Origin of the sequence: Enterobacter sp. IF2SW-B1, assembly GCF_001743375.1 — a bacterium.
Classification (GTDB): domain Bacteria; phylum Pseudomonadota; class Gammaproteobacteria; order Enterobacterales; family Enterobacteriaceae; genus Enterobacter; species Enterobacter bugandensis.
In genome coordinates, this window is the sequence record NZ_MJAA01000006.1 from 192,048 (window position 1) to 205,151 (window position 13,104).

A 13,104-nucleotide genomic window follows, 5' to 3' on the forward strand; every position below is an offset into this window, starting at 1 on the left:
TCAGAAAAACAGTCCAACGTTGTCATACGGTGCCGCGGACTTATTCCCCGACACGCTCATTCAAAGCCAGCGGATTGTACGTGATAAACATCGCGTCCCCGTAGCTAAAAAAGCGATATTTTTGTTCTACCGCAGACTTGTACGCATTCATCGTATGCTGATAACCCGCAAACGCAGAGACCAGCATAATCAGCGTCGATTCAGGCAGATGGAAGTTGGTCACCAGCGCGTCAATCACTTTGTACTGATAGCCCGGGTAGATAAAGATCTGCGTATCGCCAAAGAACGGCTCGATAAGATCGCGCTTTGCAGCCTGCGCGGCGCTTTCCAGTGAACGCACGGACGTCGTACCGACGGCCACGACGCGGCTACCGCGCGCTTTCGCCGCCAGCACCGCGTCCACCACATCCTGCGGCACTTCGGCATACTCGGAGTGCATGATGTGGTCTTCAATACTGTCCACCCGCACCGGCTGGAAGGTGCCCGCGCCGACGTGCAGCGTCACAAACGCCATCTCAACGCCCTTCGCGCGCAGCTTTTCCAGCAGCGGTTCATCAAAGTGCAGACCTGCGGTTGGCGCCGCGACCGCGCCAGGCTTCTGGCTATAGACGGTCTGGTACAGCTCGCGATCGGCCTCTTCGTCCGGGCGCTCAATGTACGGCGGCAGCGGCATATGGCCGATGGCGTTCAGGATATCGAGCACCGTACGCTCGTCGTCGAACGCCACCTCGAACAGCGCGTCGTGGCGCGCGGTCATGGTCGCCTTGATGCTTTCGTCATCACCCAGCAGCAGCTCCGCGCCCGGCTTCGGCGCTTTGGAAGCGCGAATATGTGCCAGAATACGTTTATCATCGAGCATACGTTCGACCAGCACTTCAATCTTGCCGCCGCTGGCCTTACGGCCAAACAGGCGCGCCGGGATCACGCGGGTATTGTTAAAGACCAGCAGATCGCCAGGGTTGAGCTTGTCGAGCAAATCGGTGAAAGTACCGTGCGTCAGCTCGCCCGTTGGCCCATCCAGTGACAGTAAGCGACAGCTGCTGCGCTCAGGCATGGGATAGTGAGCAATCAGGGATTCAGGTAGTTCAAAGGAGAAATCGGCGACGCGCATGACGTATACTCGTGACTTAAAAACAGGCGGCATAGTCTAGTGCTCACACCCTTTTGCTGCAACAACTAGCCGCCACTGGACAAATAAAACGCATGAATTTTCTCGCTCACCTGCATCTCGCTCACCTCGCTGACAGCTCCCTTTCCGGCAATTTGCTGGCCGATTTCGTGCGCGGCAACCCCGCTGAAGCGTATTCTCCCGAGGTTGTCGACGGGATTTTTATGCACCGCCGCATTGATGTCATCACTGATAATCTGCCCGAGGTGACGGAAGCGAAAGCGTGGTTTCGCCCTGAAACGCGCCGCGTTGCGCCGATCACGCTCGATGTGATGTGGGACCACTTCCTGTCTCGCCACTGGGAACAGCTCTCGCCGGAGATGCCGTTGCCGGCTTTTGTGCGCTACGCCCACCAGCAGGTGTCGATCATTTTGCCCGACTCGCCGCCGCGCTTTGTGAATCTGAATAACTACCTGTGGTCGGAACGCTGGCTGGAGCGCTATCGCGAGATGGACTTTATCCAGAATGTCTTGAATGGCATGGCGAGCCGTCGCCCGCGGCTGGATGCGCTGCGCGACTCCTGGTACGACCTGGATGAGCATTACGATGCGCTGGAGAGCCAATTCTGGCAGTTTTATCCGCGCATGATGGCGCAGGCGAAAAACAAGCAGCTCTGACAGCACGATCATTGATAGGTAAAAGCTGGCGGAACGATTGTCACCACCTCTTTGTCTTATCCACGAACACTCTCTATACTGGCTCGCGTTGCGTTCCAAATAACCTTAGTATCTACAGGAGAATCATATGGTTCTGGTAACTCGTCCGGCTCCGGATTTTACAGCTGCAGCAGTTCTGGGCAACGGTGAAATCGTTGAAAACTTCAACTTCAAACAGCACACCAACGGTAAAGCGACCGTTCTGTTCTTCTGGCCAATGGACTTCACTTTCGTTTGCCCGTCTGAGCTGATCGCGTTCGACAAACGTTATGAAGAATTCCAGAAGCGTGGCGTGGAAGTGGTTGGCGTCTCCTTCGACTCTGAATTTGTACACAACGCATGGCGTAACACCCCTGTCGACAAAGGCGGCATCGGTGCGGTGAAATACGCAATGGTTGCGGACATCAAACGCGAAATCCAGCAGGCTTACGGTATTGAACATCCGGACGCTGGCGTTGCGCTGCGCGGCTCCTTCCTGATCGACGCAAACGGCATCGTTCGTCACCAGGTTGTGAACGATCTGCCGCTGGGCCGTAACATCGACGAAATGCTGCGCATGGTTGACGCGCTGCAGTTCCACGAAGAGCACGGCGAAGTGTGCCCGGCTCAGTGGGAAAAAGGTAAAGAAGGTATGGCTGCGTCCCCAGACGGCGTTGCTAAATACCTGTCTGAGAACGTATCCAGCCTGTAATCGGCACGGTTTACGAAGAAGGCCCGCTTATGCGGGCCTTTTTTTATGCCTTACGCTGCGTCTCTCGCCAGATGCGCCAGGCCATTCCCGCCAGCAGAATTACGCCCGCAATTAGCACGCCCCACACCAGCAGCGCGTTCATCCGGCTCTCCCGCTCGGACGCAGAAGTAGCGGTCAGACGCCCCTCGCCGCCTAACGCGACATCATCCAGAATGTCGGCCTGCGGCAGGTGCTCCATATCATAGGTTTTGCGCAGATCGGCTGGGATCAGCATGTCAGGCTCCACGCTGGCAGGCTTTGCAGCGCCATTACCCCAGGCAAGCACGTATGGCGCTTTTCCCTGCGCGTTGAACACCAGATCATAGCGGTCACGATGCCCGGTGACGCCCGGCAGGTATTCCGGCAGGCGCGCATTCAGCGTCGTGATTTTCACCGCCTGCACCAGGCCTCCGCTAAGCGAAACCGGTGAAGACGTTTTGCCCTCCAGACGGTAAAGCACCTCTTTTTTCAGGGGGTGCCATGTGTCTTTTTCCGTACTCCGCCACGCTATCTCCACGGGAAGGACGCCGTCGCCATTCAGTACAATGCTGATAGCACTCAGCGGCTGCGGCTGCGCCCAGTGCCACTGCGCTTCGCTTGTCGATAGCTGCTCCCCTATCCCCTCAAGAGCGATCGCGTCCGGCGTCGCCCGCGCAGGAGCGCTAATCGCGTTAACGCCGGTTAAGGTCACCCCCTGGCTCTGAGCATTCAGCACAACCAGGAGATAGCGATTCGTATCGGGAGACAAAACGATATCGGTATCGATCCCATCGAGCTTAAGACGATCCTGCCCGCTCATCACGTCCAGCAGCGGCATATCCTCGCGCAGGGTATACCAGCGCTTAAGATCCTCGCTGTAGTAGATCGACGCCGTTCCCTGCCACGGCGCCTGCGGGGTATTCCAGAGCAGCTGCAGCTGGGACAGGGCAATCTCACCCGTAGCCTGCTCCGGCAGGGTCAGCAGATAATGCTGCCCGGCTGCGGCGGCTTTTTGCCCCTCCAGCACAATCTCTACGCCGTTTCCGGAACGGAGCAGGATCTTATCGCTGCCCTCATCCCCACGCGCAGGCGCAAGCGGTGAGGCGTCCAGAGGAAAGAGGCGCAGCGCCGTGGATTGCGCTGCCACCTGCGGACGCGTCGCGGTGACCAGGCTGAAAGGAACCGGCTCGCCCGACTGGTTAAAGACGCGAACGTCATGCAGATCCGGCGACGTGCTCTGCGTATAGACGGCGAGCGGCAGCGTCACCCGATACCACTGGGAAGGAGCAGACGTATCCAGCGAGCGGCCAAAGGCATAGTCCCGGGGCGATTCCGTTTGTACCTCGTCGCAGAACGCCGGGCCTGCAAGCGCCAGCAGAGCGGTACAAGCTACCGCTTTCATCCATTTCATTTTTCATCTCCTGTTTTGGGCGGTAACGGCGAGAAATACCCCACGATCAGCACCAGTATTGCCACGCCGATAAACGCCACCGCACGCGACAGACCGCCTCCACCCGCGCTGTCCACCAGCATCAGTTTAACCATCACCACGCCCAGCAGCGCGGCACCGCCAAGCCACTCCTGACGGGAAGCTCTACGGGTGGCGTGGACCATGATAACCAGCGCGCTCAGCATCCAGAACAGGGCAAACGTGGTCTGGATCAGCCGCGAATCCCACAGCGACGCCATATTCCAGGCCACGTCGCCGTACCAGGCCAGGGCGCGCATCAGCGCACCGTTAAGCCACCAGAAGCCAAACGCCATAATCGCGACGGCAGGCCACGGACGGGCCTGCAAGAGCTGCGTCGGGTAGTAGCGATCCACCGCCCGGTAAAAGACCACCAGCCCCAGCAGCGCGAACGCCGCGCCTTCTTCAAGCGGGTTCACCAGCGGCAGCCAGGTCTGACGATAAACCACGCCGTCCTGGAAATTGGTCACCACCAGCAATACCAGCAGCGCCGCGAGCACGGGGATCGGTGCTATGCACGCGTAGAGCGCGGGCCACTCCCGGAACGGCCACCCGCGACGGCGCACCGCCGCAGAGAGCGCCATAATCACCCCGCCGCCTGCGGCCATCGCCAGCCCGCTGCCCCAGGCCGCCATGCCCCACGGCAGCGACCGGGCAAACCAGTAAAGCTCCGCCGCCAGCGCCAGTAATATCATCCAGAACAGCGCCAGATGCAGCCCCATAGAGATGCGCGGCGCTAAACGGGCGCCGTCGCGCCGCAGCAGCATCAGCGCGGCGGGAAGCGCAATACCCCAGGCCAGATTTGACCAGCCGGCGGCAAACATCTGCTGGTGCGAGAGCTGATAGCCCACCATCACCAGCATCAGCGGCCACAGCAGCCATTTGCTGGCATCCAGCTCCCGCCACGCCAGACGAGCGGCAGCCTGACGCCAGCCCCAGACCGACGCCGCCGTCAGCGCCAGCACGCCTGCCAGAACAGGCAGTTCCTGCTTCAACACCAGCCGCGACGCGCCAAATAGCGCCACGAGCCAGAACAGCAGCCCGCCTGCCAGCAGCGCCCAGCTAACCGGCAGAAAGAGGTTCCGCCACAGCCAGGCCGCAGCCAGCCAGCAAAGGCTGAGGATGGCGAAGATAAGCAGCAGGCTCAGCGGAGTAACGCCGTTCATCTGCGCCCACAGCGCGCTGCCGAGCGCCAGCACCAGCAGCGCCGTCCCGCTATAGCTCATGCGCCGCTGGTGCTGCTGCACGCCCAGCCAGAGGATGCCCAGCCCCTCCAGCGCCCAGGCCATCGCCGTCCACCGCGCGGAGAGCGCGAGCGGAATCGCAAGCGTGGCAAACCCGCCGCCGATCGCCAGCGCCGCCATCACCAGCGGTCGCCCGATGGACGGATAGCGGCGCAGCGCAAGGAAAGCGAGGGCCAGATAAAATGCGCCGTATCCCAAAGCGCTCAGGGCCGGACCATATTCCCAGTGCCGGGTCAAACCGTACTGCATCCCAAAGCCTATCAGCGGCGGAGCAAACAGCAGCACGCCGTCAATAATCTGCTTTCCTTTCTCCTGCGCCCGCAGCGACAGCGCCACGCTCAGCACGCCGAATATCAGCGTATTGGCAATCAGGAACAGCTGGCAGATCCAATAGTCTTCAGGCTGGTACTCACTTAGCCCCCACAGGCCGCCCACGCCAAAGGTAAAGAGCAGCCCGAGCAGGTTGAGCTCGCGCCAGTGCTGCCAGATGCTGATGGCGAGAATGCCGATGGAAAGCAGGAGATAGAAGGAAAACAGCGCCACAAAGCTGCCGCCCCCGGTAGATAGTAGTAGCGGCGCAAGATACCCGCCGAGGCTCGCCAGCATGGCAAGGCTCAGCGCTTTCTGCAGCACGGCCAGCCCAACGCTCGCGGCGCAAATCACCACCAGTAGCGCAAAGGCCAGCGTCATCGGCAGCATCTGCCAGAGCCGGAAGGCGCCAAAGACCGTCAGGTAGAGAATGCCCGTCGCCCCGCCCTGTAAGATAAGCGCGTAGATCGGCTGCTTGTGCCGCAGCCGCCACCCAACCGCCAGCAGCACGATGGCAAACAGCGCCGTCGCCACCAGGCGTAGCTCAAGCGGGAACAGGGAGTGTTCAACGGTATAGCGCAGCAGGAAAGAGAGGCCGAGGAAGAGCAGCAGAATGCCAAGCTTCGCCAGGGGATTACCCTGCATAAACCAGCGCGTCAGCGACGTCACAATGCCGCCAAAGGCAGAAGGCTGTTTAGCCGCAGGCGCAGGGGCCGGAGCGGGTTTTGCCTCGGCTGCAGGAATGTCGGGACGCCAGGGATCGACAGGCGCGGGCGCGTCCTCAGCCACCGGTGCGGCCACGACAGCCGGAGTGACCGCTTGCACCTGTTCTGTCTCCGGCGCTACCTGAGCTGCGCCGCGCTGCTCAAGCACCTCAATGCGCTGGCGTAGCCGGGCGATCTCCTGCTGCGCCGCCGTGCTTCGATTAAACCCGATAACCGCAAGCACGGGCGCAACCAGCAGCGCAAAAACCAGGAATAAACAGCCAAGGATGTAAAGCTCGTCCATGTTTCCACCTTCACCGTAAACGATCCGTTAAGATTGACACAAATCGTTGCATTTGCGCCATCTTAAAAGGGGAAACTTTAGCGCATTAGCTGCCGAGCCAGACCGTCGCGGATACCGCAGGCAGCGCGAGCACGCCATCCTGTATCGTTGCCTTGCCCTCTTTGTTCGTCCACGTCGCCACCTTAAGCAGCGGCGAATCATCCAGCACTACTTCGCAGGCCTCGCCCCGGTTAATCGCCACCAGTACGCGCTGCTGATTATAGACGCGGACAAAGACCACCACATTATCGTGGGCGTACGCCACCTGACAGCCGCCGTAGCGCAGGGCGAGACTCTGTTTGCGCAGCTTCGCCAGCCGCTGATACAGGCTGAACAGCACCTTATCCTGTTTCTCTGCCTCCCACGGGAAGGTTTTGCGGCAGAACGGATCGTTGTTGCCGTCCAGCCCCACTTCGTCTCCGTAGTAAATGCACGGTACGCCCGGCCAGGTGAAGAGCCAGGTGACCGCCAGCGGCAGACGCGCCACATCCTTGCCGAGCAGGGATTTAAAGCGCGCGGTATCGTGGCTATCGAGCTGGTTAAACATCCGCAGCTGCTGCTGATGCGACAGGCCAGCGCGATAGTTATCCATCCACGCGGCGCAGGTTTCGGCGTCGATATGGTTCGGATCGTAGGAGATATCGGTGTTAGCCAGGAATCCCCACAGCGGGAAGGTAAAGCCGCGATAGTTCATCGCCGCATCTTCGGCATCGTTTTGCAGCCACTGGCGCGCGTCGCCAAAGTGTTCGCCAAAGACAAACGCCTCCGGCTGAGCCGCTTTCGCCGAACGCGCGATCCCGGCCACGTGCTGAAGGTTATTTCGCGCCCCGCCCGCTTCACCGAGCATATGCACCACGTCCAGACGCCAGCCGTCCATATTCCACGGCGCCTTCAGCCAGTGACGCACGATGCTGTCTTCCCCGCCGTAAATCTCGTTCACCAGTGACGGCGACTGGAAGTCCAGCTTCGGCAGGCTCGCGTAGCCCAGCCAGTCCAGCGCGCGGCCCTCCTCGCTAAAGCTGTACCAGTCGCGCTGCGGCGAATCCGGGTTATGGCATGCTCCCCCCATCGACTGGTTATGCCGGTCAAACCACGCGTGCGAATCGCCGCTGTGGTTGAAGACACCGTCCAGAATGAGGCGCATGCCTTCTTTTTGGGTGTTCTTACGCAGGCGCAGCAGCGCCTCGTCACCGCCAAACTGCTCGTCAACGTGGCGATAATCTTCGGTATCGTATTTGTGTACGCTCGGGGCTTTAAACACCGGGTTGAGGTACAGCGCCGTCACGCCGAGTTTTTTCAGGTACGGCAGCTTTTCGCTGATGCCGTCGAGATCGCCGCCGTAGAACGTCGAGCCGCCCGCCTGCGCCGTCACCGGTTCATCCCATTTTTTCAGGATGATGTCGTGACCCGCGGCATGATGGTAATAGACCTTGTCCTGGCCGGCGGTGCGTTTTTCGCTGCGCGCAAAGCGGTCCGGGAAAATCTGATAAAAGACCTGATCGTTAACCCACTGCGGGCCGTTATCCGGGTAATCGACGGCGAATTGCTCCAGCCGGGCCGGTGGGAAACGGCTAAACCCCTGCGGGGTAAACCACAGCTGGCGGTTGTTCCACAAAAGCTTAAAGCTATAGCGACGGCGCGGCTGCCCGCTGCGCAAATCGATATTCGCCCGCCACGCCGTAATCCCCGGCTGCGGCTGGCTGCGCAGCTTGTGCATTTTCAGCCCGGTCTCTTCGTTATCAATTTCGGCGCGGAGCGTCACGCGTTCCGGCTGATTTTCCCCCGCCAGCCAGAGCGTAATCACAAGGTTGTCTTTGTTTTGCTTAACAAATGGGGCAACCGGAAGGTGCCAGGCGTTTAACATCACGAATCCCCTCTGATGAAATTGACGTCACCTTGCCACAGGGTGGTTAAGGATAGCTCACCATGACGAGATTTATTGGGGGAGGAGGACGGGGGAGGAGGCAAAAATCCCCTCTCCCGGGAGGGAGGGGGGATAAAAATATTACTGTGCTTCTGCCAATTGACGGTCACGGCGGCACTTAAACACCCAGCCGATCAGCAGCAGAACGATCCACGCACAGCCCACGTACAGGGAAATGCGGGTATCCGGATGGTAGCCAATCAGGCCAATGATAAACACCAGGAAGATCAGCCCGACCACGGTCGTCGCCACCCCGCCCGGCACCTTAAACTTCAGCGCTTTCGCCTCATCCGGCGACAGACGGCGGCGGAAGGCAATCTGCGACAGCAGGATCATGATCCACACCCACACGGTCGCGAAGGTCGCCAGGGACGCAATCACCAGGAAGACGTTCTCCGGCATGATGTAGTTCAGGTAAACCGAGAACAGCAGCGCTACGGTCATCACCACCACCGTCACCCACGGCGTGCCGCGGCGTGAAGTTTTGGCGAACACCTTCGGCGCGCTGCCCTGCTCCGCCATGCCGTGCAGCATGCGGCCCACGCCAAAGACGTCACTGTTGATGGCCGAAAGCGACGCGGTCAGCACCACAAAGTTCAGAATGCTGGCAGCAAAGGCAATGCCCATATGCTGGAAGGTCAGGACAAACGGGCTACCGTTAGTGCCTACCTGGTTCCACGGGTAGATGGACATAATCACGAACAGCGTACCCACGTAGAACACCAGAATACGCATCGGCACCGAGTTGATGGCGCGCGGAATGGATTTCTCCGGATCTTTCGCTTCCCCGGCGGTGATGCCGATAATCTCGATGCCGCCGTAGGCGAACATTACCATCTGTAGCGACATCACCATCCCGAGCCAGCCGTTGCTGAAGAAGCCGCCGTTGCTCCAGAGGTTATGGATGCCGGTCGGCTGGCCGCCGTTGCCAATCCCCCAGATGATGATCCCGAAACCCGCCACAATCATGATGATGATGGTCGCGACCTTGAAGAAGGAGAACCAGAACTCCAGCTCGCCGAACACCTTCACGCTCATCAGATTGACGGCGCAAATGAGCAACACCACGCTCAGCACCCAGATCCAGTGCGGCACCGCCGGGAACCAGACGCCCATGTAGATGCCGAATGCGGTTACGTCGGCAATCGCCACAATCAAAATTTCGAAGCAGTAGGTCCAGCCGGTGATAAACCCGGCCAGCGGGCCGAGGTTTTCCTGCGCGTAGCGGGAGAAGGAGCTGGCAGACGGGTTGTGAACCGACATTTCGCCGAGGGCGCGCATGATGATATACGCCGCCACACCGCCGATGATGTACGCCAGCAGCACGCTTGGACCGGCCATTTTGATGGCATCTGCCGAGCCATAAAAAAGACCGGTGCCGATAGCAGAGCCCAGCGCCATAAAGCGGATGTGGCGCGTGCTCAATCCACGTTTAAGTTTGTTAGTGCTTTCCATTTAAATCTTGCCATTCAACACGAAAAAAACAAAAAACCACGGGGCCTTAAGCCCCGTGGTTAAACAGTTTGTTGCCGTTGATTAATGAGCGTTCGATGTGACCTGACGCCCTGCAGCACGGTCCCAGATAACCGCCAGAACCAGTGCAACAACGGTAGGCATCAGCCAGGCCAGGCCCTGCTCGGACAGCGGCAGACGCTGTGTCCAGGCTGGCAGAATTTCAGCGAACGCTGATGCTTTAATCCCGTCAAGGATACCAAAAATCAGGCTGATAAACATGGCTGGCGCAATAATTCGTGAGGAGTTATGCCACCACGGACGGGTGAAGCTCAGCACAACCAGCACGATGCACGGCGGATAGATTGCCGTCAGCACCGGAATAGAGACCTGAATCAGGTGGCTCAGACCGAGGTTAGACACCGCCATGGAGAAGATACCGAGAATAAACACCAGGGTACGGTAAGAGAGCGGCAGATACTGCGCAAAGAACTCTGCGCAGGCGCAGGTCAGGCCAACCGCTGTTACCAGACACGCCAGGAAGATCAGCGCCGCCAGCAGCATGCTGCCCGCCCCACCGAAGGTGTGCTGAACGTAAGCGTGCAGGATAGCCGCACCGTTCGCGTTCTGATCAACCAGCATCGCGCTGTCAGAGCCCAGGCGGAACAGCGCCAGATACAGCAGCGTCAGGCCCACACCGGCCATCAGGCCAGCCCAGATGGTATAACGGGTCAGCAAACGCGCTTCGGTCACGCCGCGGGAACGCGCGGCGTTAACGATAACGATACCAAACACCATCGCGCCCAGCGTATCCATCGTCAGGTAGCCGTTCACAAAGCCGTTAGAGAACGCGGCGTTTTTATAGGCATCCATCGCGTCGCTAATCGGGCCGGCTGGCCAGATGATGGCCGCCACGGCCAGCACGATCAGCGCTACAATTTTCAGCGGCGCCAGGAAGTTACCTACCGTGTCCAGCAGCTTGCCCGGATAGAGGGAAACCAGAATCACGATGGCGAAATAAATCAGGCTGTAGATGAACAGCGGCATCGCGCCGTCGCCGGTCAGCGGGGCGATGCCCACTTCGAAGGAAACAGTCGCGGTACGCGGGGTGGCAAACAGCGGACCAACGGCCAGATAGCAGACGGTAGCCAGCAGAACGCCAGCCACTTTGCCAATCGGGGTGCTAAGGCTATCCACGCCGCCACCGACTTTCGCCAGTGCGATAACGGTCAGTACCGGCAGGCCCACGGCAGTAATCAGGAAACCGAACGCGGCGGTCCAGACGTGTTCACCCGCCTGTAAGCCAACCATTGGAGGGAAAATGATGTTGCCTGCGCCAACGAACAGCGCAAATGTCATAAAGCCCAGCGCGATAATGTCACGCGATTTTAAGTGATGGGTCATAAAACCTTACTGCCTGTGGATGTGGTGTTGAAAACGTTGAGATTTTTCGATTTCCCTGACGGGACGATACAGCCGAAAATTTGCTCAATTTCAGCGGGAAATGCTCCCGTCCTGGCGTGGAGAAGAATAGTTTTTCGATTTACCACGCAAATACAGTCGGTCTGACAGTATCTGGGGGGCAATTTAAACGCTTATAACGTTTAAAGGCAAGGAGGGATCGCAAAACCAGAACAATATGCCAGTATGAAAACGCGCACCAGAACAATGCGCTAATTATAGGAAAAACCCATGGCTAATCATGCGAACAAAAAACAGCCAACCGTATAAAATTCACACGCGTTTCGCTTGACTGCAAAGCAAACGGGCCAGCGATGGCTGACCCGTGGAAAGGTAAAATGACACGCCTGCCGTCAGGCGCTCTTTTTGGCAATTAATCGTTCCGGGATAACGAAACTAAAGCGGGTTCCCTTACCCAGGGTACTCTGGATATCAAGACGGCTTTCATGGTGATTCACCGCGTGTTTCACAATCGCCAGCCCCAGGCCGCTCCCCCCCGTCTGCCGCGATCGCGCTTTATCCACCCGGTAGAAGCGCTCGGTCAGGCGCGGAATATGCTCCGGGGCGATCCCCGGCCCGTTATCCTCAACGCTAAACTCGGCGCCTGCCGGCGTATGCTGCCAGCGCACCACGATATCCGTTCCTTCCGGCGTATGGTTTACCGCGTTGTACACCAGGTTGGAGATAGCGCTACGCAGTTCATCCTCGCTGCCCAGCACCTTCAGCGTGTTGTCGACGTCAAAGGTCAGCTGATGTTTTTTATGGCTTAACGTCTGCGCTTCACGCTCGACGACGCGCAGCATCATTGGCACATCAATGGTGTCATTCAGCGCAAGAGAAGGCGCCGCTTCAATCTTTGACAGCGTCAGCAGCTGCTTCACCAGCCCTTCCATACGGTGCGTTTGCTCGCGCATCGTATGCAGCGCTTTTTCACGCGGCGCGCCTTCCAGGGTTTGCTCCTGCATCATCTCCAGGTAGCCCTGCAGCACGGTCAACGGGGTGCGTAGTTCGTGGCTGACGTTGGCGAAGAAGTTACGACGCGCCCCTTCCAGCTGGTGCATCTGGGTGACGTCGCGCGCCACCATCAGCCACTGGCGATCGCTGTAGGGCATCACGCGGATTTCCAGATGGCGACCGTTATTCAGCTTCAGATTGTGTGGACGGGTGAAATCACGCTTTTTCAGATACAGCGTGAACTCGGGATAACGCAGAAGGTTGAGGATGTTCTGACCATTGTCGTCCGGCCAGCGCAGGCCCAGCAGCTGTTGCGCAAGCCCGTTACACCAGAAAATAGTTCCTTCTTCTGTCGTCAGGATCACCGCATCCGGCAGCGACTCTGCACCGCTGCGAAAGCGTTTGATCAGGCTTCCCAGCTCGCGGCGACGCTTTTTATTACGCATCTGCATCTGGTGCAGGCCGTACAGCAGCGGCTCCCAGCTGCCGCTTCCCGGCGGCGGGGTCATACTGCGGTCCACCCACAGCCACCAGGAGAGACGCAGCAGGTTCCAGAAATGCCAGGCTAACAGCCCGGTGACCGCCGCCAGCAGAAACCACGGCAGATGCCCAAGTAAGGCCCCCAGAAGAAGGGCCGGAATACAGCATAAGATCAGTTCAAAGACGAGCCTTTTCCATGACAGACGTTCCAGCACGCGTCACACTCCTGTCA

The 13,104-nt window shown here is 59.1% G+C and carries 9 protein-coding genes; 2 read left to right on the top strand and 7 right to left on the bottom strand.

The genetic code is table 11. The annotated features are described in order from the left end of the window. Positions 1 to 40: 40 nt before the first annotated feature. Positions 41 to 1,111 (bottom strand): tRNA preQ1(34) S-adenosylmethionine ribosyltransferase-isomerase QueA, encoded by a 1,071-nt coding sequence (gene queA, locus A6013_RS14165; protein WP_047367601.1) that lies wholly within the window; start codon positions 1,109 to 1,111, stop codon positions 41 to 43. 92 nt (positions 1,112 to 1,203) lie between these two features. Here queA and acpH point away from each other — a divergent pair, with 92 nt between their 5' ends. Beyond that, on the top strand, positions 1,204 to 1,785 hold the full coding sequence (gene acpH / locus A6013_RS14170; RefSeq protein ID WP_041911095.1) for an ACP phosphodiesterase: 582 nt from the start codon (positions 1,204 to 1,206) through the stop codon (positions 1,783 to 1,785). 127 nt (positions 1,786 to 1,912) lie between these two features. After that, the gene (locus A6013_RS14175) at positions 1,913 to 2,515 is read left to right on the top strand and encodes a peroxiredoxin (RefSeq protein ID WP_008503347.1); all 603 of its coding nucleotides are present in this window, start codon (positions 1,913 to 1,915) and stop codon (positions 2,513 to 2,515) included. 43 nt (positions 2,516 to 2,558) lie between these two features. On the opposite strand, the gene A6013_RS14180 is transcribed toward A6013_RS14175, so the two are convergent. The 6 genes from A6013_RS14180 to phoR all read right to left on the bottom strand — a co-directional run bounded on the left by A6013_RS14180 (position 2,559) and on the right by phoR (position 13,087). Further along, entirely contained in the window at positions 2,559 to 3,944 is a 1,386-nt protein-coding gene (locus tag A6013_RS14180; RefSeq protein WP_069733286.1) for a DUF3999 family protein, read from the bottom strand. Further along, positions 3,941 to 6,562, bottom strand: coding sequence for a DUF2339 domain-containing protein (locus A6013_RS14185; RefSeq protein WP_069733287.1), 2,622 nt, complete (start codon positions 6,560 to 6,562; stop codon positions 3,941 to 3,943). Before A6013_RS14185 ends, A6013_RS14180 begins: the two co-directional genes overlap by 4 nt. A gap of 85 nt (positions 6,563 to 6,647) precedes the next feature. Beyond that, positions 6,648 to 8,465 (bottom strand): maltodextrin glucosidase, encoded by a 1,818-nt coding sequence (gene malZ / locus A6013_RS14190; RefSeq protein ID WP_069733288.1) that lies wholly within the window; start codon positions 8,463 to 8,465, stop codon positions 6,648 to 6,650. Between the two features lie 141 nt (positions 8,466 to 8,606). Then, the gene (proY, locus tag A6013_RS14195; protein WP_028012135.1) at positions 8,607 to 9,980 is read right to left on the bottom strand and encodes a proline-specific permease ProY; all 1,374 of its coding nucleotides are present in this window, start codon (positions 9,978 to 9,980) and stop codon (positions 8,607 to 8,609) included. A gap of 81 nt (positions 9,981 to 10,061) precedes the next feature. Next, positions 10,062 to 11,381: a branched-chain amino acid transporter carrier protein BrnQ gene (gene brnQ, locus A6013_RS14200; RefSeq protein WP_028012134.1), complete on the bottom strand. Its 1,320-nt coding sequence runs from the start codon at positions 11,379 to 11,381 to the stop codon at positions 10,062 to 10,064. Positions 11,382 to 11,791: 410 nt separating this feature from the next. After that, the gene (gene phoR / locus A6013_RS14205; protein ID WP_047363942.1) at positions 11,792 to 13,087 is read right to left on the bottom strand and encodes a phosphate regulon sensor histidine kinase PhoR; all 1,296 of its coding nucleotides are present in this window, start codon (positions 13,085 to 13,087) and stop codon (positions 11,792 to 11,794) included. Positions 13,088 to 13,104: the final 17 nt, after the last annotated feature.